Annotated in this window: 23 protein-coding genes; 17 read left to right on the forward strand and 6 right to left on the reverse strand. The window is 40.7% G+C overall.

What is annotated here, in order from left to right; translation table 11 throughout:
- Positions 1-8: 8 nt before the first annotated feature.
- The 8 genes from BFP71_RS06870 to BFP71_RS06905 all read left to right on the forward strand — a co-directional run bounded on the left by BFP71_RS06870 (position 9) and on the right by BFP71_RS06905 (position 7,621).
- The gene (locus BFP71_RS06870) at positions 9-1,367 is read left to right on the forward strand and encodes an alpha-amylase family glycosyl hydrolase (RefSeq protein ID WP_069834893.1); all 1,359 of its coding nucleotides are present in this window, start codon (positions 9-11) and stop codon (positions 1,365-1,367) included.
- A 6-nt stretch (positions 1,368-1,373) separates the two neighbouring features.
- A complete protein-coding gene (locus BFP71_RS06875; RefSeq protein ID WP_069834753.1) occupies positions 1,374-2,858 on the forward strand; it encodes an MFS transporter in 1,485 nt (494 codons plus the stop codon).
- A 78-nt stretch (positions 2,859-2,936) separates the two neighbouring features.
- Entirely contained in the window at positions 2,937-4,406 is a 1,470-nt protein-coding gene (locus tag BFP71_RS06880; protein WP_069834754.1) for a M20/M25/M40 family metallo-hydrolase, read from the forward strand.
- A gap of 4 nt (positions 4,407-4,410) precedes the next feature.
- Entirely contained in the window at positions 4,411-5,157 is a 747-nt protein-coding gene (locus BFP71_RS06885) for a sulfite exporter TauE/SafE family protein (RefSeq protein WP_069834894.1), read from the forward strand.
- Between the two features lie 64 nt (positions 5,158-5,221).
- Complete coding sequence (locus BFP71_RS06890) at positions 5,222-5,803, forward strand: Crp/Fnr family transcriptional regulator (protein WP_069834755.1); 582 nt, start codon at positions 5,222-5,224, stop codon at positions 5,801-5,803.
- A 67-nt stretch (positions 5,804-5,870) separates the two neighbouring features.
- On the forward strand, positions 5,871-6,449 hold the full coding sequence (locus BFP71_RS06895) for a DinB family protein (RefSeq protein ID WP_069834756.1): 579 nt from the start codon (positions 5,871-5,873) through the stop codon (positions 6,447-6,449).
- Positions 6,450-6,471: 22 nt separating this feature from the next.
- Positions 6,472-6,678, forward strand: a complete 207-nt coding sequence (locus tag BFP71_RS06900; protein ID WP_069834757.1) for a hypothetical protein — start codon at positions 6,472-6,474, stop codon at positions 6,676-6,678.
- Positions 6,679-6,787: 109 nt separating this feature from the next.
- Positions 6,788-7,621 (forward strand): endonuclease/exonuclease/phosphatase family protein, encoded by an 834-nt coding sequence (locus BFP71_RS06905; RefSeq protein WP_069834758.1) that lies wholly within the window; start codon positions 6,788-6,790, stop codon positions 7,619-7,621.
- Here the strand turns inward: BFP71_RS06905 and BFP71_RS06910 are convergent.
- Positions 7,614-8,501 carry a DMT family transporter gene (locus BFP71_RS06910; RefSeq protein ID WP_069834759.1) on the reverse strand — a complete coding sequence of 296 codons (888 nt, stop codon included), beginning with the start codon at positions 8,499-8,501 and terminating at the stop codon, positions 7,614-7,616. The genes BFP71_RS06905 and BFP71_RS06910 overlap by 8 nt on opposite strands.
- A gap of 55 nt (positions 8,502-8,556) precedes the next feature.
- A complete protein-coding gene (gene dusB / locus BFP71_RS06915; protein WP_069834760.1) occupies positions 8,557-9,552 on the reverse strand; it encodes a tRNA dihydrouridine synthase DusB in 996 nt (331 codons plus the stop codon).
- Between the two features lie 35 nt (positions 9,553-9,587).
- Here dusB and BFP71_RS06920 point away from each other — a divergent pair, with 35 nt between their 5' ends.
- From BFP71_RS06920 to BFP71_RS06940, 5 genes are all read left to right on the forward strand, one after another.
- Positions 9,588-10,538 (forward strand): CPBP family intramembrane glutamic endopeptidase, encoded by a 951-nt coding sequence (locus tag BFP71_RS06920; protein ID WP_069834761.1) that lies wholly within the window; start codon positions 9,588-9,590, stop codon positions 10,536-10,538.
- Positions 10,531-10,743 carry a hypothetical protein gene (locus BFP71_RS06925; RefSeq protein WP_069834762.1) on the forward strand — a complete coding sequence of 71 codons (213 nt, stop codon included), beginning with the start codon at positions 10,531-10,533 and terminating at the stop codon, positions 10,741-10,743. The genes BFP71_RS06920 and BFP71_RS06925 overlap by 8 nt, the downstream gene beginning before the upstream one ends.
- The gene (locus BFP71_RS06930; RefSeq protein ID WP_069834763.1) at positions 10,736-11,548 is read left to right on the forward strand and encodes a phosphatidate cytidylyltransferase; all 813 of its coding nucleotides are present in this window, start codon (positions 10,736-10,738) and stop codon (positions 11,546-11,548) included. The genes BFP71_RS06925 and BFP71_RS06930 overlap by 8 nt, the downstream gene beginning before the upstream one ends.
- A 159-nt stretch (positions 11,549-11,707) precedes the next feature.
- A complete protein-coding gene (locus BFP71_RS06935; RefSeq protein WP_069834764.1) occupies positions 11,708-12,985 on the forward strand; it encodes a Glu/Leu/Phe/Val family dehydrogenase in 1,278 nt (425 codons plus the stop codon).
- 12 nt (positions 12,986-12,997) lie between these two features.
- Positions 12,998-13,660 carry a phosphatidylserine decarboxylase family protein gene (locus BFP71_RS06940; RefSeq protein ID WP_069834895.1) on the forward strand — a complete coding sequence of 221 codons (663 nt, stop codon included), beginning with the start codon at positions 12,998-13,000 and terminating at the stop codon, positions 13,658-13,660.
- On the opposite strand, the gene BFP71_RS06945 is transcribed toward BFP71_RS06940, so the two are convergent.
- Both BFP71_RS06945 and ribD read right to left on the reverse strand, forming a co-directional pair.
- The gene (locus BFP71_RS06945; protein WP_069834765.1) at positions 13,652-14,134 is read right to left on the reverse strand and encodes a GAF domain-containing protein; all 483 of its coding nucleotides are present in this window, start codon (positions 14,132-14,134) and stop codon (positions 13,652-13,654) included. The two genes, BFP71_RS06940 and BFP71_RS06945, sit on opposite strands and share 9 nt — an antisense overlap.
- A gap of 10 nt (positions 14,135-14,144) precedes the next feature.
- Positions 14,145-15,191, reverse strand: a complete 1,047-nt coding sequence (gene ribD / locus BFP71_RS06950; RefSeq protein ID WP_069834766.1) for a bifunctional diaminohydroxyphosphoribosylaminopyrimidine deaminase/5-amino-6-(5-phosphoribosylamino)uracil reductase RibD — start codon at positions 15,189-15,191, stop codon at positions 14,145-14,147.
- Between the two features lie 59 nt (positions 15,192-15,250).
- Here ribD and prmC point away from each other — a divergent pair, with 59 nt between their 5' ends.
- The 4 genes from prmC (at position 15,251) to BFP71_RS06970 (ending at position 18,950) form a co-directional block, all read left to right on the forward strand.
- On the forward strand, positions 15,251-16,099 hold the full coding sequence (prmC, locus tag BFP71_RS06955) for a peptide chain release factor N(5)-glutamine methyltransferase (RefSeq protein WP_069834767.1): 849 nt from the start codon (positions 15,251-15,253) through the stop codon (positions 16,097-16,099).
- A 4-nt stretch (positions 16,100-16,103) separates the two neighbouring features.
- Positions 16,104-16,787, forward strand: a complete 684-nt coding sequence (locus BFP71_RS06960; protein ID WP_069834768.1) for an alpha/beta fold hydrolase — start codon at positions 16,104-16,106, stop codon at positions 16,785-16,787.
- Between the two features lie 94 nt (positions 16,788-16,881).
- Positions 16,882-17,250 carry a BlaI/MecI/CopY family transcriptional regulator gene (locus BFP71_RS06965; protein WP_069834769.1) on the forward strand — a complete coding sequence of 123 codons (369 nt, stop codon included), beginning with the start codon at positions 16,882-16,884 and terminating at the stop codon, positions 17,248-17,250.
- Positions 17,250-18,950: a M56 family metallopeptidase gene (locus BFP71_RS06970; protein WP_069834770.1), complete on the forward strand. Its 1,701-nt coding sequence runs from the start codon at positions 17,250-17,252 to the stop codon at positions 18,948-18,950. The genes BFP71_RS06965 and BFP71_RS06970 overlap by 1 nt, the downstream gene beginning before the upstream one ends.
- 61 nt (positions 18,951-19,011) lie before the next feature.
- On the opposite strand, the gene BFP71_RS06975 is transcribed toward BFP71_RS06970, so the two are convergent.
- Together BFP71_RS06975 and BFP71_RS06980 are read right to left on the reverse strand one after the other, a co-directional pair.
- Positions 19,012-19,659 (reverse strand): hypothetical protein, encoded by a 648-nt coding sequence (locus BFP71_RS06975; protein WP_069834771.1) that lies wholly within the window; start codon positions 19,657-19,659, stop codon positions 19,012-19,014.
- Positions 19,660-19,661: 2 nt separating this feature from the next.
- Positions 19,662-20,660 carry an ROK family protein gene (locus BFP71_RS06980; protein ID WP_069834772.1) on the reverse strand — a complete coding sequence of 333 codons (999 nt, stop codon included), beginning with the start codon at positions 20,658-20,660 and terminating at the stop codon, positions 19,662-19,664.
- Between the last annotated feature and the right edge of the window lie 57 nt (positions 20,661-20,717).

Consider the following 20,717-nt stretch of genomic DNA (forward strand, 5'->3'; position numbering starts at 1 on the left):
ACATGAAAATGAAAAACTACTTGGCTTTAGGGCTACTAAGCCTTTTTCTTTTTTCCTGTGGTAGCGAGAAAAAAGAACCTGTTGAAGAGGTTGCTAAAATCGCCAGCAACGTAAAACACCCGGAATGGAGTAAAGATGCTGTGATCTATGAGGTAAATATTCGCCAGCATACACAAGAAGGCACTTTCAATGCATTCGCAAAAGACATTCCTCGGTTAAAGAAAATGGGTATAGACATTCTTTGGTTGATGCCGATCCACCCAATTGGTGAAAAGAATAGAAAAGGAACCGAAGGTAGCTACTATGCTGTGAAAGATTATAAGGCCATTAATCCAGCTTTTGGAACGGAGGAGGACTTTAGGAATTTGGTAAAAACGGCGCATGATAATGGGATGAAAGTCTTAATTGATTGGGTAGCCAATCACACGGCTTGGGACCATGTTTGGACTGAGACAAATCCTGAGTTCTATACTAAAAATGAAGCAGGTGAATTTATGCCACCTGTAGAGGACTGGGAAGACGTAATTGATCTAGATTACTCTAATAATGAATTGAGAGCCGCCATGACCGATGCCCTGAAATACTGGGTGGCAGAATTCGATATTGATGGTTACCGATGCGATGTAGCTGGTATGGTGCCTACTGACTTTTGGAATGGCATAAGGCAACAACTCGATGAAATTAAACCCGTCTTTATGCTCGCCGAAGGTGAAGAAACCGAGCTGCATGTCGATGCGTTTGACATGACCTATTCGTGGGAATTAATGCACCTTATGCGCAAAGTAGCTGCTGGTGAAGAAGATTTACAGGCCATAAAAGATATGTATGCGCGAGACTTTGCGCGCTACCCTGAAGGCTATTACAAAATGAACATAATCACCAATCATGACGAAAATAGTTGGAATGGTACGGCTGAAGAATTCTTCGGAGAAGCACAAGAGGCTTGGTTCATTTTTGCAGCGACCACTTACGGTATGCCTCTGGTTTATTCTGGCCAAGAGGCGAATAATACAAAACGGCTTAAATTCTTCGAAAAAGACCCAATCGATTGGTCTGGGGGCTACAAATTCAGTTCTATTTATACCGCGCTTTTCAATGGAAAAACTCGAAATCCGGCACTTTGGAATGGCGATTTCGGTGGCACGCTAGAATGGGTAAAAACTACAGCTGATGATAAGATTCTTGCCTTTAAAAGAGTAAAAGGAGATAGAATGGTGCTCTCAATCATCAACTTCAGCGATGAAAAAGTAGAATTTGAAATAGATCAAGAATATCTGGCTATGCAGCGAATCTTTGGCGGTGGTGCAATTACAGTGACTAAGGAACAAGTGATAGCCCCTTACCGATACAAAGTCTACACTAAATAAATCCATATGAATAAGAAGCCTCGTCTTAGTTTTTTACAAATCTGGAACATGAGTTTCGGATTTCTGGGTATACAAATGGGCTTTGCACTGCAAAATGCCAATACCTCCAGAATATTTGAAACCTTAGGTGCAGACACCGAAAACTTGGCTGTTTATTGGCTCGCAGCCCCCATTACTGGGTTAATTATGCAGCCAATTATCGGTTATTATTCTGATCGGACTTGGAGCCCCAAATGGGGAAGACGACGGCCTTACTTTGCCTTTGGAGCAATTGCAGCCACTATAGCCCTATTTCTAATGCCTAACTCTCATACATTATGGATGGCAGTTGGTGTTTTATGGATAATGGATGCCTCCATCAACGTTACTATGGAGCCTTTTCGTGCTTTTGTTGGTGACTTACTTCCCGACGAGCAACGGACTTCTGGTTTTGCCATGCAAAGCTTTTTTATTGGTATTGGTGCTTTAGTGGCCTCTTTCATGCCTTGGATTTTTACCAACTGGTTTAACATTCCAAATACCGATCCCGACGGCGGGATTCCTCCTTCAGTCAAGTATGCTTTTTATGTTGGTGGTATTATGTACCTGATCACGGTACTATGGACGGTTTTCACCACAAAAGAGTACCCACCGGAAGAAGATGAGCACCACGATGTACCCGCAATGGATGCTAGCGAAGAAGGAACTTATGTTGCCAAATTCAATCGCGTGGGTTTAATTCTTCTCAGTATTGGTATCGCATTTTCGCTTTTCGTCTACTTCATGGAAATCGATGTGAAACTCCACATCCTAGGCGGTGGCTTTGCCTTCTTTGGATTAATTCATTTGTTGGGCAGTCGATTGGTTCATGTAAAGAAAACCTCCACAGCGCTCGTACATATTGTCAAAGACTTTAACTCAATGCCAAATACTATGATTCAATTGGCAGTTGTTCAGTTCTTTTCATGGTTTGCCCTATTTTCAATGTGGATTTTCTGTACGCCAGCTGTCACCTCGCACATTTATGGAACTACAGATACAGCTAGTGCAGCCTATAATGAGGGGGCCAATATGGTCAGCAACCTTTTTGGTGGCTATAATGGAATTGCCGCTATCGCTGCCATTTTTATTCCTCTAATTGCTAGGAAAACGAGTCGAAAAATGACCCATCTCATTGCGCTTTGTTGTGGGGGAATTGGTCTAATTTCAATTTATTTCATTTCAGAACCCCAAATGCTATGGCTCAGTATGATTGGCGTGGGAATAGCTTGGGCCAGTATCCTTTCCGTACCATATGCCATCCTGTCTGGAGCACTTCCGTCTGATAAAATGGGTTACTACATGGGTGTTTTTAACTTTTTTGTGGTGATACCACAAATTGTAGCAGCGTCATTGTTAGGCTTCATTTTAAATACTTTTCTAGGTGGTCAAACAGTATTAATACTAGTAGTAGGTGGGGTATCTATGATATTGTCAGGATTCTTAACACTTCGAGTAAAAGACACACAATAGGTAATCATTCAAGGAATCAATATTAAAGCAGCTCAACAGCTGCTTTTTCTTTTTATATTAAAAGTTTGAATCCGACTCATGAAGAAACCATTATTAGTAACTGCTCTATTTGGTATTTTGCTTTTAGCATCCACCACGCAAAACCAGCCTTTAAGTACTGTTTTCGAAAAGATCAACCAAGAGGTGCTCGCCAATTCCAAGGCTTATGAGACACTGAAAGAAGCTACCGCTACAATAGGCCATCGCTTAACAGGATCAGCAAATGGCGCCAAAGCGGAGGAGTTCACCTACAACCTTTTAAAGTCATATGGCTTTGAAAATACTAAATATGCCCCGTTTGAAGTAGAGACTTGGATGCGTGGAGATATTGAGGTGCAAATTGGAGACCTCAATAAAAACGGTTTAGAAACTTACTCAGCTGTAAGCCTTGCCCACTCTCCAGTATCTGCCAATGTTGAGCTCGAAATCGTTGATATGGGTAATGGTTTGGAAGCCGATTATGCGGCAAAGCCTAATGCGGTAAAAGGCAAAATAGCGCTTGTTTATATCGGTATACTACCAAACTCACCAAAGGGGACTTCTAACCTCCACCGTTCTGAAAAAACAGCACTCGCTACTGAAAATGGTGCAAAAGGAATCATCATTATTAACCAAGTTGATGGTGGTGTTTTACTTACAGGCACCGCATCGGTCACCGGAGGACTCATCGAAATTCCTGCTGTTTGTATTGGTAAAGAAGATGGCTTAGCGCTCAAAGAGGAGTTGAAAAATCAACGAAAGCGAGCAAAAATTCAAATGACAAACACTTCTGACCAGATTAAAGCACGAAATGTAATTGCCACTATAGAAGGCTCTGAGTTTCCGAACGAAAAGATCATAGTCGGTGGGCACTTGGATTCTTGGGACCTTGCATCAGGGGCAATTGACAATGGGATTGGTTCTTTCGCCGTGCTAGATATGGCCCGAACGTTCAAGGCATTGAATTTGAAGCCCAAAAGAACCGTTGAGTTTATCATGTTTATGGGCGAGGAACAAGGCCTACTTGGATCGCGGGCTTATGTAGACGCCGCATTGAAAGATGGCTCAATTGATCAAATAAAGTATGTCATGAACCAAGACATGTCGGGTAATCCGGTTGGGTTTAACGCTGGAGGAAGACCAGAAGCAGAGGCTTTCTTTGCTGAAGTAGGTTCTCAGATAAAAGCGATAGATTCTGTGGCTTTCAAAAACTCGAATAGGAATAGTGCGGGATTGCATAGCGATCATCAGTCGTTTATGATCCAAGGAGTGCCTTATGTTGCGCCAAACTCCAACCTAGACAGATCGATTTACGGTTGCTATCACTCAGATTGCGATGATTTTAACCTTGTCAATGAAGAGCACATACGTAATAACGTCAGGTTTTCATCAATGATGCTGTATGCATTGGCCAACGCCGAGACCATTCCTGCAAAAAGATTGTCTGATGCTGAAACCAAGGCATTTTTAGAGGGGAATGGTTTAAAATTAAAGCTCCAAATCGGTGGAGATTGGCGCTGGGACAACTAAAACTTTGGACCTTTTAGATTTACTTATTCTTTTCGGTATCGGCCTCTTGGCTGGAGTAATCAACACGCTTGCAGGTGGCGGATCACTGCTAACACTTCCCATTTTAATATTTATGGGCCTCCCTCCCGTTGTAGCCAATGCCACGAATAGGATTGGGATTTTTTTCAATGGGATTTTCGCTATTCAAGGCTTTAGAAGTAAAGGTGCCACAATCGATCGGTATGGCATTGGTCTGGGAATCGCCGCTTTTTTTGGGGCCATCTTGGGGTCTTACATTGCCATTGAGGTTAAAGGAGAAACATTCAACAAAATCCTCGCAGGCGTTATCGTCCTTATTGTAGCTTATATGCTTTTCGGAAAAAAGAATACAGCCTCGGTAGAAGAAAGAACGGATCGAAAAACACAAATCATCGGTCTGATCACTTTCTTTTTTATCGGAATTTATGGCGGCTTCATCCAGGCCGGCGTTGGCTATCTTATCATGGCCGCGCTAACATTTGTCAACAGATTTTCTTTACTCAAAACCAATATCATTAAGGTAATTATCGTGCCTATTTACACGATCGCGTCGATCGGTATTTTTATCTACAACGATTTAATTAATTGGGAACTGGGCCTTGCCTTAGCTGTGGGAAGTTCCTTTGGAGGCTGGTTAACAAGCCGATGGAGTACCAAAATAGAGGAGAAATACGTTCGATATTTCGTGATGTTCACGGCGATCGGCTTTGCAATAAAACTCTCATTCTTTTAAGCCGTACTAAAAGTTATTCTTTTCACTAGATTCAAATTGAATCAAAGCCTTTTTACCTTACAATATGGATGAGCTAGTCGACGGACTGAAACAATCATTTTACAATTACATTTCCCCTTCGGAATCCGATATCTCGAAATTTGTAGCCCCATGGACTCATTTCGAGACAGAGAAAAACTCCATCATTACTAAAGTGGGGCAAGTTGAGCCTTATTTTTACTATATCCATAAAGGCTTGGTTCGGGGGTACTTTTTGAAAGAAGGCGTGGAATATAATATGGGCTTTTCGTATGATGGAGAATACAGTGGGGTTTACGACTCATTTATTACGCAACAACCTTCTACTTGGACACTCGAATCAATTACTGATACTCGCGGGTTAAAAATTACTTACAGTGACTTGATGTTGCTGCTGGACGAACATAAGTTAATGGAGCGGTGGATGAGATTATTTTATCAAAAAGTGCTTGTGGGCTTCGGTATATTTACGAAAAGCATTCTAGCCGATACGGCAGAAGAAAGATATAGTCGATTAATAAAACAGAGCCCTCATGTGTTGCAAATGATCCCCCAGAAACACTTAGCTTCCTATTTAGGTATGACCCCGGAAACATTTTCTAGGATGAGAAAAAGGGTAAGAGATTAATTTCTTGATACAGATCAATTTGCGAGAGAAAAACAATTTAGAACTTTGGAGTACAAACTGAAATATCATGGTCATAACATCAAAAGAACACATATCTAATTCAAAAAAAGGCGTCGATAACTTGCTCTATGAGGTCAGATCGTTACTGGAAGACGTTGATGAAAGAAGCCTCAATATGCCTGAGAACATCAATAAGTGGAGCATTCTACAATGCTTAAAGCATATGTCTTTTGCGATAGAGGTTTACAATAAGAACATTAAGGAGGCTCTTGACTCGGGTCGGCACAAGGTACCTGCCCCAAATTTTAAGTCTCATTGGAAAGGAGATATGTTTACTAAAATGATCTCCCCTAAGCCTAATGGGGAGGTTTCTCGTCCAATGCGCACGTTCAGCTCCATGAACCCTGTTCAGATATTGAATCCTGAAATTGTTGTGAATGAGTTTTTTACGCTATACGAGGAATTTGGGGCATTAATTGAACGTTCAGCCGAATACAACTTGAATAGCATAAAAATCAATACCGCTTTAGGCCCATTGGTAAAGCTAAGACTAGGCGATGCCTATAGGTTTGTTATCGGTCATGCGGAAAGGCATTTGGTCCAACTTAAAAGAATTAAGGCCAGTCTAAATCAAGTCGCTGCTTAATTGACTAAATTGAACAGCGTTTATGTCATCGGCAGAAAAAAACAAATCAGAAGAAGAAGAGGAATCTTACCCTAGGCGAAGGGGTTTCGGCAGTATTGGTACTGGCATAGCCATAGGTGTCGGGATTGGTGTCGCTATAGATAACATTGCTATAGGAGCAAGTGTCGGCATCGCGATGGGAATTGGATTCGAACTGATCAATAGAAAAAGGAGAGATAGCCAAACCTAAGCTTTGTAAGCTGGCCTTTCCATACCTCAAAAGCATTCTAAAACCTTGTCACTATCAAAATCAAGTCTTAACTGGTTGAATAAGAAGGGTTAATTTTGCATTTTTGAGCGTGCGTCTATTATTCACATCCATACTTTTCTTTCTAATAATCCTTGGGCCTCAAAGTCAAGCCCAAGAAACTGTGGAAGTAGTGTCCTTTAACATTCGTTACGGTACTCCTGGAGATGGTGTTAATAAATGGAAAAGTCGTCGTGATCGAGTTTTCAGCATATTTAAAAAATATCGCGATGGCATTATTGCTACACAGGAAGCATTGCCCTTACAGATAGAGCAAATTCTAGATCAAGTGCCGCAATTAGACGTAGTTTATAGATCTAGAACAGAAAAAGATGGCGCTGGGGAATCGAATGCCATTTTCTACAACAAGAAAAAATGGAAACTTATAGATCACGAAACTTTCTGGCTATCGAATACACCTAGCCAACCGGCTTCTAAAAGTTGGGGGAATACTCTCCCGAGAATCAGCACAATGGTTGTTTTTGAGAACATAGCCACTGGCAAACAAGTCAAAATCTTGAACACTCACCTCGATCGTCAATCTAATAATAGTCGCATTAGGAGTGTAGAGCTAATTCTAAGAAAACTAATGACCGAGTCAGAAGAAATGCCGAAGATATTACTCGGTGATTTTAATACCCGAGTGGAAGACAATATCATCTCTAGAGTAAAGGAATTTTTCGATGATACTTATACTGGTGACGAACTTGAAGGCTGCACATTTCACGGCTGGAATGGTGGCAGCCACTGTTCAAGAATAGATTATATTTTCTACGAAAACTCGCCGAATTTATCTTTAGTCGATTTTAAAATAGATCGGTGGAAAAGTAAGCAGCTTTACCCTTCAGATCACTATCCTCTGGTAGCTACTTTCAAGCTCAACTAGCTTTCTTTTTTCTGTTCGTTATAAAAACTCCTAGCAGTATTGCGCCCATACCGCCTATCTGACCGGAAGTAAGCGTTTCTCCATCCAATAAACCCCATGCTATGGCTACAATAGGAATTAGGTATGTCACCATGCTAGTGAAAATTGGCGTGGTGATCTGAACTAGTCGATTGAATAATATCAGAGCAATGGATGTACTCATAACACCGAGTAAACTGATATACCCTAGCGCATCCCAAGCACCGGGTGTTGTTGAGAGTTTGGTCGTAAAATCGGTGCCAAAAAACAGATAAGCTGCTGCTAAAGGTCCCACAAGCAAAATACTGACTCCCGTGATGACTACTGCATTCAAATCGGCCAGATAATATTTGATGAAATTCAAATTTAGGCCATAACACATGGTGGCCAACACTATGAAAACTGCATAGATATTAAAGCTGGACAAACCGGCATTGCTCCCTGCGGTCAGCAGTATGGCAGTCCCTAAAAAGGCCAGAAATATGCCCAAATACATCGTTTTTTGAAACTTCTGCTTGAAGAACACCGCACCGACAATCAAAACGAAAATCGGTGTCAAACCATTCATAACTCCAGTAACACCACTATCTAATTGGGTTTGACCAAGTGCAAAAAGAAATGCTGGAATAAAGCTACCGAGTAGTCCAATGCCAAATAGTAATTTGATGTGTCTTTTGGATAGTTTTCTGAGTTTAGGGACACTCAACGGAAGCAGAAATATACAAGCCGCTAAAATTCTCAGTGCACCAACTTCTCCCGCATTATAAACCGCTAAACCTCGCTTGATCAAAATAAAAGATGAACCCCACACAAGGGCCAAAATGATAAGAATTGTCCAAGCAAGAACCCTAGTGTTTTTCATGATTAGTCGAAAAAATGTGACAGCAATATTTCAATTGTCCTTAGCCAACAAGAAATTAAACCAAAGCGTTCACTCCGTCGAAAACCACTGAGATTTCATCGAGTAGATCAAAAATTTCTTGCGGATTTTGTGACTCTACAAGTTTGGTTCTATAAGGTTTGAAATCACGGAATCCTCTGAAATAATTCGTGTAATGCCTTCTCATTTCAAAGATACCTTGGCGCTCACCCTTCCACTCTAAACTGAAAGAAAGGTGCTTTTTTGCCACCGCTACTCTTTCTGTGAGCGAAGGTGGTGCAAGAGTCTCACCCGTGTTCATGAAATGCTTTATTTCATTAAATATCCACGGATATCCAATGGAAGCACGTCCGATCATGATGCCATCTACCCCATAGGTATTCTTATACTCTAGTGCCTTTTGAGGTGAATCTATATCACCATTACCAAAAATTGGTATATGTATGTCAGGGTGATTTTTCACTTCCCTAATCATTGTCCAATCTGCCTCACCTTTATACATCTGCTGTCGCGTACGGCCATGTATCGATAAAGCTTGGATACCTACATCCTGCAATCTTTTCGCCACCTCAACAATTTGGATGGTGCTATCATCCCAACCCAATCGCGTCTTCACAGTCACTGGTAGGCTAACTTGCTTCACTATTTCATCTGTCATTTGTTGCATTTTGGGTAAATCCAACAAAATTCCAGCACCAGCACCTTTGCATGCTACCTTTTTCACTGGGCAGCCGTAGTTTATATCTACTATTTCCGGGTTTGCTCCCTCAGCGATTTCCGCTGCTTGACGCATAGATTCTATTTTATCTCCAAAAATCTGAATCCCAATCGGGCGCTCATAATCATAAATATCCAGTTTCTGGACACTCTTGTGCGCATTCCTGATCAGCCCTTCTGAAGAAATAAATTCTGTATACATCAAATCAGCACCGTTTTCTTTGCATACCGCTCTAAATGGAGGATCACTCACATCTTCCATCGGTGCTAATAATAATGGGAAGTCTCCCAGCTCTATGTTTCCTATCTTAACCAAACCCTATTCGAAAATTCGCGTAAATTTACGCGATTATGGCGAGAATCGACAAGGGAATAGACCTTACAGGAGGAAGAACTGAATTATCCTCTTTTTTAATCGTGCTGGGCTTCGTAATGATTGGCTTTTTTGTTGGCCAATTCGTTGGTGCAATAGCCGCAATAGTCTTTGCGCTCATTAATGGTGCGCCGGCTGAAGTATTAACAGAAAATCCAAACGCTTTATATGACTATTTAGGATTAGGAGAGGTTCTCACTACACAAGCTTCATATACCCTATTCTTTACGTTTATCACGCCATATGTGTACATAAGGGCTATTGCTCGTAAAAATCTCAATGCTTTATCAAACGAAAGTGGGGTACAGTTGCCACTTGTTTTGGCTACCGTAGTTGGTACATTCTGTTTTCTATTCTTAAACGCATATTTCATCGAGTGGAATGCCAATATCAAGTTCCCAGAATTTATGTCTGGCTTTGAAGATTGGGCGCGCGATCTAGAAGATCAGCTGGCAGAGTCGACAGAAAAATTCACCAACTTTCAAAATTTCACACAGTTCCTATTCGGTTTTGTAGTGATCGCCATATTACCTGGAATTGGAGAAGAGCTTCTTTTTAGAGGTGTCTTACAGAATAGTTTACACCGCTGGACAAAAAATGCCCATGTTGCCATTTGGGTTTCAGCCTTTATTTTCGGTGCCATTCATTTACAATTTTATGGTTTAGTGCCACGTATGCTACTGGGAGCCGTTTTCGGATATCTCTACTTTTGGTCTGGCAATATTTGGTATCCAATCATCTCTCATATCGCAAATAATGGGTTTGCCGTAATTGCGGTCTATTATTCACAAGTAGATGATACCGCTCCAAACTTAGATGATACAGAGGCCTTTCCGATTGGGCTGCAGATCGGTGGTTCGTTGATCTTTTTTGCTTTTATGTTCTTCTTTAGAAATCACTACATTAAACAAAAAGAGACTATTGAGTAGCTGGCAAACCGTATTTAAGAGTCCTAGTTGGCATCAAGCTGAAATAGTGAAAGATATATTGGTGAATTCTGGGCTTCAAGCTATCGTTTTTAATAAGCAAGATCATGCCTATAAACTTGGGATGGTCACCGTAATGGTAAACCCGGATTCAGTAATGCCGGCTATAAAGATTATCTCTGAAGAAATAAATTTCGATAATGAATAATTTAGCCACTCGCGCAATTACCGCACTTATTGGAGTAGCTATTATTATCGGAGCGATCGTTTATGACTATAGATCATTTGCTCTTGTATTTCTACTAATCGCGATTCTAGCGTTGAACGAATTTTATGGGTTGTTGAAATCAAGTGGTGCCCGACCTTTTAGAATATGGGGGCTAATACTCGGGTTAGTACTTTATTTACTCACTTTTGCCAACTGGACAGATGATTTGATCAAGGAATATTTATACGCAATTCCTGTTATGATTGGCTCCCTATTTATACTTCCGCTCTTGAGAAGTGACAAACAGAACAAGGCAAATTCAGTTGGACTTTCCATTTTGGGCGTACTCTATATAGCCATACCTTTTTGCCTAGTCATACCGATCGCTTTTATAGATGGCACCTTTAGTTACCAGTTAATCTTAGGTATTTTATTCGCTCAATGGGCAAACGATACTGGGGCATATTTTACTGGAAAAAGCATCGGGAAAACAAAACTTTACGAAAGCATATCGCCCAATAAGACTTGGGAAGGAGCCATTGGCGGCCTGTTTACAGCGATCGGTATACTTGCAATTTTTGGGATATACTTCGATCAGTTAAGTAGTATTGAGTGGATTGGTCTTGCAGTGGTCGTTAGCGTTTTTGGTACTATTGGCGACCTTGTAGAATCTTATTTTAAAAGGAAATTAGCGATCAAAGATTCTGGGAGTACTTTACCAGGTCATGGAGGATTTTTAGATCGTTTTGATGGACTAATTTTAGCACTACCTTTCGCTTTTATCTATCTACTGATCATCCAGTGAAACATCTTATCCTTCTATCAGTTAAACACTTAGTCAATTAATAAGTAAAGTGATCAATAGGAAGCTGTATTAACTGAAATTGAAATCGTTTGTATAGTAGATAATTAGATAAAAAAATACTTAATTTTGGCTCAGACTTAAATCAACAATAAGTTCCCTATGGGTTACATTGAACCGGCTCCGATAAAGGACAAGGCAAATCCTTTCGAGTCAATGATGTCTAGATTTAATATTGCGACTGAAGCACTAGGTTTAGACGAGCAAGTTTACAACGTTTTAAAATCTCCCTCCAAACAAGTTTCTGTTTCACTTCCTGTCACCATGGACGACGGGTCTATCAAAGTATTTGAAGGTCACCGTGTGATCCATTCGAATATTTTAGGTCCCTCTAAAGGCGGTGTTCGCTATGCGATGGATGTTAATATAGACGAGGTTAAAGCTCTTGCTGCTTGGATGACTTGGAAATGTGCGGTAGTCGATATTCCTTATGGAGGTGCTAAAGGTGGCATTAAGTGTAATCCTAGAGAAATGTCTGCTGGTGAAATCGAAAGGTTAACCAGAGCTTACACGCAGTCAATGACAGGTGTATTTGGACCTGACAGAGACATTCCTGCTCCAGACATGGGAACTGGTCCTAGAGAAATGGCTTGGATGATGGATGAATACTCCAGGTCCATGGGAACGACAGTTAACGCTGTTGTAACTGGAAAGCCTCTTGTATTAGGTGGTTCTTTGGGAAGAGTTGAAGCAACTGGCCGTGGAGTGATGGTTTCCGCGCTTGCAGCCATGGAAAAATTGAAAATCAACCCTTATCACGCTTCTATAGCTGTGCAAGGGTTCGGTAATGTAGGTTCTTATGCTGCTCTACTCCTAACTGAGCGCGGTTGTAGTATTACGGCAATCAGTGATATTTCAGGAGCTTACCATAACGACAATGGCATTGATATCCGAAGTGCTATCGATTATAGAAATTCTAATAACGGGACTCTTGAAGGCTTCGATGGTGCGGAATTAATGGAAGATCCGAACGAGCTACTTACACTTGATGTAGACGTTTTAGTACCAGCAGCCGTAGAAGATGTTATCCATTCAGGTAATGTCGACAATGTGAAAGCAAAACTGATTGTTGAGGGTGCCAATGGGCCTACTTCTGCTGAGGCAGATGACATTATCAATAAAAAAGGAATAATGGTAGCCCCAGATATTCTGGCTAACGCAGGGGGGGTGACCGTTTCTTACTTTGAATGGGTACAAAACAGGCTAGGTTACAAATGGACCAGAGAGCGTGTAAACAGAAGATCGGACAGGATTATGAAAGATGCCTTCGATAAAGTTTATGGAGCATCTCTAAAATATAAAGTACCTATGCGAATTGCTGCTTATATTGTGGCGATTGACAAAGTCTCCGAGACTTACAAGTTCAGAGGTGGCTACTAATAGAGACTAATGATTAAAATTCATAAAGAGGGAAGAGTACTATTATTAGTACTCTTTCTTGTTCTAATAGCTTCCTTAACTGGCCTTCTTTATCTCGTAGAAGTTTCACAAGAAGTATTTTGGGCTGTCATTGGATTCGAATCCCTTGTTTTCCTTTTCTTCTTACAATTCTTCCGCAATCCCAAGCGAAAAACGGTACTCAACGATAAGTTGGTCATCGCACCAGCCGATGGAAAAGTGGTAGTGGTAGAAAACACACCCGAAAATGAATACTTTAAAGGTGAGGAACGAATTCAGGTTTCAATATTCATGTCTCCTTTAAATGTTCATGTGAACCGAAACCCAGTCACAGGACTCATCAAGTATTTCAAATATCACCCTGGAAAATACCTATTTGCTTGGCACCCCAAATCAAGCACCGAAAATGAGCGAACATCCGTCGTCTATGAAATTCATAAAGGTGTAGAAATCTTGGTGAGGCAGATTGCAGGAGCTGCCGCAAGGCGGATTAAATGGTACATAGATGAAAACCAAAGCGTGATTCAGGGTAAAGAATTCGGCTTTATCAAATTTGGCTCACGGGTAGACTTATTTCTACCTGTTGGAACAAAAATAAACGTTCAAAAAGGCCAAAAAACGGTTGGTGGTCAGACAGTAATTGCGGAATTAGATTAGTTTTTCTACTATTCTCATTAATCGTTCTAAATGTGCTCGATCAATATCATCGAAATCATTTAGGGCATCAGAATCAACGTCTAGAATTAACTCGACTTTCCCATCTTTGAAAGCAGGCAATACAATTTCCGATTTGGAATCAGAACTACACGCAATATGACCAGGGAACTCATCAACATTATCCACTAAAATAGTTTCTCCCTGATCCCAACTTGTACCACAAACACCCTTTCCCTTCATAATTCTGGTACAAGCAATAGGTCCTTGAAAAGGCCCAAGCACAAGTTGATCTTCTTTTACTAGATAAAACCCTACCCAGAAAAAGTCCATCCCGTACTTAAGCGCAGCAGCAATATTTGCTAGGTTAGCCGTTAAATCAGGCTCGCCTGTTACAAGCGCTTCTATTTGCGGAATTAGCGTTTCGTATTTCTCTGCTTTAGTCCCGCTATCCTTAATGATTAATTCTTCTGCCATAATGTTTAAGCTAACTTTTTAGTAATTCAGAAGGTTCCGAGTTTCGGTAAAAATCCAAAGTATCTTCTTCGATGGGTATCGTTTTAAAACTCTTTCTATTAATGATCGGTGCCTTTATACCCGATGTAAAGGTCTTCGGTGCGGTAAAAACACGAGCTTCGTCCCAAAGGTTAAGGTTGATAAACGAGTCTAACAACCCACTTCCACCTTCTATGATTATCGATTGAATTTTTCTATCGTTCAAATCCCTCAATATAAAGTTGACGTAGTCCGAACTATCCACTTTGATGTAGGATAGGTTAGTGGCCTCGTGATCCTCTAATTCATTATAAACCAGTGTTGGCTGTTGGCCATCAAATAGATTCAGGTCTTTAGAAAGCTGCAATTTCTTATCTATGACCACACGGACAGGATCTTTGCCCTCCCAGCCCCTAACATTCAATCTGGGGTTATCATATTTAGCGGTGTTCGTACCCACCATAATGGCGTCTTCATGCGCTCGCCATTGATGTACTAATGCGCGAGATGCAGAACCGCTAATCCATTTAGAATCAAAGTTATCGCGGGCTACGAAACCATCGGCAGTTTGTGCCCATTTTAAAATCACATAAGGCCTTTTCTTTTCAAGGGCCGTAAAAAACCTGATGTTCATCGCCCTACATTCCTCTTCCAGTATCCCAACCTCAACCGCTATTCCGGCTTCTTTCATTTTCGCGATGCCTTGCCCACCGACCAAAGGATTATTATCTACCGTACCGATGACGACTTGTTTTAGACCTTTACTTATGAGTAAATCGGCACAAGGTGGAGTCTTTCCATGGTGGGAGCACGGTTCGAGGGTAACGAAAGCAGTTGCCTCAGGCAATATCTTTTCATTTTCCACACTTCTTATAGCCATTACTTCTGCATGCGCTTGTCCATAAGGTTGGGTAAAACCTTCTCCGATAATCTGGTCATTATGCACAATGACACACCCCACCATCGGATTAGGACTGGTAGTCCCTCGACCAAGTTCAGCGAGCTCAAGAGCCCTGCGCATGTATTTTATCTTGTCCATGTAGATAATTGGCCTTGCAAGTTAGGCAAAGGCGGGAATTAATTCACTTATTTTGTGTGATGCAAAAGGCGAAATCAAAAAACCTTTTATTAGAAATTCAAGAGCGATTAGAAGCCATTTATGGAGATCGGGAGAGTCTGTCCATAGCCAAGCATTATTTGCTCGATCGCCATGATGTTAATGCCATTGATTTAACCCTCAACAAAGAAATAACCTTTCTAGCGGCTCAGTTTGAAAATGACCTTAACGCTTTATCAAAAGGCGTACCTTATCAGCATGTAGTAGGTTTTACATATTTCCTTAACCATAAATTTGAAACCAACGCCAATGCATTAATTCCTCGGCCAGAAACTGAGGAACTCGTAGACTGGATCATTAAAGGTAGCCTAACTCCTAATCCAGTCATTCTAGACATCGGTACTGGTACTGGTTGTATACCTATTAGCCTTAAACTTGCCTTAGCGAATAGCTCTTGCACTGGTTTTGATGTGTCCTTAGAAGCTTTGGAGCTTGCCCTAAAAAATGCCAAAAATCTGCGTGCCGAAGTTAACTTCGAAAGTCACGATATTCTTCAAGAGGATTTGAAACAAGGTGAATATGACATTATTGTGAGCAACCCGCCTTATATACCTCAAATGGAGAAATCGAATATGCATGAAAACGTAACTGCTCATGAACCGGAGATAGCGCTTTTCGTGCCTGATAACGATCCCTTGCTATTCTATCGAAACATTGCCGAAAAGTCGCTCTTTGGTTTGAAAAAAGGTGGCCATCTCTATTTCGAGATTCATGAGAATTATGGCCTCAAGACACAAAAACTATTGGTAGACCTGGGTTATTCAGCAGTTACGTTGAAAAAAGATCTTCAGGGAAAGGATAGAATGATAAGCGCACAAAAATCAAGTTAATACGATGAAAGAGCCCTTAATACTACTTCATGGAGCAATCGGAGGAATAACGACGCTTGAGGGTCTAAAGAACGCCATGGAGCTTCATTTTGATATTTACAGTTTCAACTTTTCCGGGCATGGGAAGGCCGAGTTTTCTAGTAAAGGCTTTGGTATTGAAGTCTTTGCCGATGAATTATCTGAATTTATCAGGGAAAACAACTTGATCAAACCCAAAATATTTGGGTACAGCATGGGAGGTTATGTGGCACTTTTTCTGGCATCAACCCAACCCAGTTTAATCGGTAAAATTGCTACGCTGGGTACTAAATTCAATTGGAATCCGCAAAGCGCAGCTTTAGAATCTTCTCGCCTGGAGCCTGAAGTCATGAAAGAAAAAATTCCAGCCTATACCGATTATTTAATCAAGACACACGGCTATAAATGGGATGAACTAGTCATAAAAACGGCCCAAATGATGGTAGAACTTGGAGATTTCCCTCTTTTAAGTTCAGCTCAGTTAGAAAAAATAGAATGTGATGTGCGCATTATGAGAGGCGATCAGGACACAATGGTAGCGGCGGAAGAATCACAAAATGCTGCAAGAGGCATTTCAGCGGCAAGTTATTTTGAATTGCCCAATACAAAACACCCTATCGAAAAAGTAGACGGTAGCTTACTAGCCAAAGAACTCTTAAGCTTCTTTTAAGTCACTTCTGACCTTGATTTCTACTATTTTATTAGAAGTTCTACTATCTGTATAGTTTTTCTACTATATTTATAGTAGACATAATTTAATCCTTATGAAAGAACTGACTAAGGCAGAAGAAAAGGTGATGCAAATTCTCTGGGGGCTTGAAAAGGCTTTTACAAGAGAAATACTAGAGCAGTTTCATGCTGACAAACCGAGCTATACTACCGTAGCCACTGTGCTTTCGGTATTGGAACAAAAAGGATTTGTGGCCAATGAAATGCTCGGTAACAGCAAAAGATATTACCCGCTAATTAGCAAAGCCAAGTATAGTGACTTTGCCATGTCCAATGTGATGGGGAAGTATTTTGAAGGATCACTAAGTCGAGTCGTTTCTTTCTTTGCCGATCGTGAAAAGCTAGACATTAACGAGCTAGATGCTATTATTAGAATTCTGGAAGAGAAAAAAGAGGAGGACTAATGCTAACCGATCTATTTATTTGGAGCCTTAAGGTAAGCTTATTCTTTACCTTGATCTATGGAAGCTACTGGCTGCTTTTTAGAAATAATACACGTTTTCAGTTTCGTAGAACAGTGCTACTCCTGAGCCTTGTTATAGCTTCGGTGATTCCGCTATTGAAAATTGAAATTCCAATTAGCGAACAGCACCCATTACATGTTTCTATCCCTGAAATTCAGCCTCTTTCTAATCAAAAACCTGCACTAGATCCTCCATTTGAAAATACAATAGTGGAATTGGCTCCTACTACCAAATCAACAATCTATTGGCCAGAGATTCTGATCACCATTTACGCCATCGGTCTTTTGGCCTCACTTACCCTAATGCTTATTGAGTTATTCAGACTTGCCTATTGGTACTATATGGGTGCTCGTCGAAGGGATATTCAAAGCAATGTTATAACGCATAAAAACATTAAATACCCTTTTTCTTTCTGGAAATGGATTTTTGTTCCTCAAGGAACAGATTATGACCAAGAGATTTGGGACATCATAGAAAAACACGAAAGCGCACATTTAACCCAAGGTCACTCTTTAGACATGGTTTTCTGTGGTATTTCTCAGTGCCTGCTATGGTACAACCCGATTATACATTTGTTCCAAAAGGAACTCAAGGGAAATCATGAAGCCCTTGCCGATCGGCATGTGCTTAAATTCACTGACTTTAATACCTACGCAAAGGCACTTTTATCTGTGAGTGTTAATGCAAATGCCATGTCTTTAGGACATTCTTTCGCCCTTGTTTCCACACTCTCGAAAAGACTGAAAATCATGAAACGTAAAAAAACACGCTTTGCCAAAACGGTGTCGTCCACCCTATTTTTAGTACTGCTAACGCTAACAATTGGTAGCATAAATGCACTACACGGGCAGGAAACTGAGGAACAAGCTCGGGCAAAAGTCGCCGAAAAAATGAGCAGAGGTGCATTTAGCTTTTTGTACTTTAATAAGCTTACCGTCAAACATGAAAAGATACTTAATAAGCTCAAAGCCGATAACCCTGGCAAAGTGATTTCCTTTCGATATTTAGCCAACGATAGATACCAAGAATACTTAGCGGCATATCAACCAGATCAAGAAACACTGTTTTTTGATAGATTAACAGAATCAGAGCAGGAAGAAATTTTTAGGATTGCCAAACAGGATACTACGCTCAAGAACATAACCTTCAAGTCAGATTTGACCTCTAAATATTCCTTTGGGTTTGACGACTTTGTGAAATTTGGAGAAGAGGCTGTAAAGACCAAAAACAAGTACATTGTAATGTATGAGTCACTCCCTAAAAAGATGATTTCAGACCAACCTATTTATGAGGCCTCCCAAGTAGATAAACTTCCAGAACCGATCGGAGGACTCTTGAATTTCGAAAAATCCATTGCCTTGGATGCTGAACTCCCCAAAGACATTGATAAAACGCTCTTGCCAAAAACCATTGACTATGTATTGGTTGTGAATGGAGGCAATAACATTTCAGAACTTAATTTAATCACAGACATTAAGGAGGACAATGAAGAAATCGATAAGATTTATAAGTTCATGGGTACGCTTCACAATGAAATATTAGAAAAGATCAGAGCTTATTATCCTTGGAAAAGAGGCATAAAGGATGGCAAAGAAGTAAGGGTTAGAATAAAAATTGCCATCCCAACTCGATATATGTAGCACAAAATCTACTGTCGAATTATGCCATGGTCAGCTCTTAAATGGGCTGACTATTTTTATTTCAGTGATAAATATCCGTCTGCACATCTTCTACAACCCAGAGCGGTTTATTATTTGTCCAGAGCTTTACTTTTCCGCTAACCTGAGAGGTTAATTCTATCGGTTCTAGTAAAATCTCGTTTTGCCAGTCTGCAAAAAATCCCTCTGAACTAAAGAAAGTATTTTGAGCAACTGGATGTATCCCAAATAAACGCCCAGCCGTTACCCACTTTTCAAATTTCCCATGAGGTTCAAAAACCCACTTTTTATCATTGTAATAAATGACGGTGTCGATTGTTTCTATGTATTCTTTAGCCAAATCTAAGGCGCGAGAATCATAGAGTTTAGCTACCACATTTACAGCTGTATGCTTTTGGTCGTTTAAAAATATATAGGCGCAACTCAATAAGTCGGGAGACTCAAAACCTAACAATTGGACAGGTGATTGAGGTTTAAGCTTGGGTTTTAATTCCTCAATATCATCAAACTGAGCAACGACAACATCTATTTTGATGCCCCAAGTCAAAACCTCATTTAAGGCATATTTTGTGACAATAATAGTTGGGCTCCACTCCAGCAGTAAATCGATAAACTCAGTGCTTAGCGAAGTAGCATCGTCAATTAGAAGTGCAGGTTCCTGCTCGTCTCTTACAATATGGTGTGATGACATAACTAAATGGCACGTGCCTGTTGTGGCACTTGAATTGCCCCATTTTGCACAATTTCGCTCCAAACAAGCGCACTTGCACCTAAAACGGCTGCATTTCTATCCATTAATTCTGACAAGCGAATGTTAATCTTACCCTTATAGCCAGGATAAAGATATTCGTTGAAAGATTTCATTGTAGGTTTTACCAAAATATCTCCTGCTTTTGCCAAGCCGCCAAAAAGGAATATAGCTTCTGGGCTTGTCACTGCTGCTGCGTCTGCGAGTTTTAATCCAAGAATATCTGAAGTGTACTCATAAGCCTCCAGTGCGATAGGATCGCCCGCCAGTGCCATTTCAGTAATCTTTTTTGCCGTAAGCGATTCATAGGTATAAGAACGTAGCGGCGTTTCATCGTTATTGGTAGCCAAGAGTTTAAAGACAGTTCTTTTGATACCCGAAGCGGAAGCATAAGTCTCCAAACATCCACGTTTACCGCAGTTACATTCTCTACCATCAGGGTAAACGTTGGTATGCCCAAGTTCTCCTGCTAACCCATCGTGGCCATAAATAAGCTTTCCTCTAGTCACAAGTCCAGACCCTAAGCCTGTTCCTAAAGTCACGACTATAAAGTCGTTCAAATCCTTCGCCCCTCCGAAAACTTTTTCACCAATAGCCGCAGCATTCGCATCGTTTGTCAAGACCATCGGTAAATCATAATAGGCCTTGAACATATCGATAAATGGCACTATACCCTTCCAATTTAGGTTAGGTGCATGTTCGATCGTCCCTTTATAGTAATTACCGTTTGGTGCACCGATACCGATACCCAAAATTTCGAAAGATTCGTGAACTTGATTCAGACCATCGTTGATGGCCGTGCTCAAAGCGTCTAAAAAAGGTTTGATTTCTAAATGGGTATAGGTCGGTATGGAGCCTTCCATTAAGACGTTTCCGTCAACGTCGCTCAAACCAAATTTGGTGAACGTTCCTCCTATATCTATACCAATTGCTGTTTCCCTCATGGCTCTTTTTGTCGGGATCAGATATTTCTAACTCCTAATTACTAGCCTAAAAACGTA

It is taken from the genome of Roseivirga misakiensis (assembly GCF_001747105.1).
Classification (GTDB): Bacteria; Bacteroidota; Bacteroidia; order Cytophagales; family Cyclobacteriaceae; genus Roseivirga; species Roseivirga misakiensis.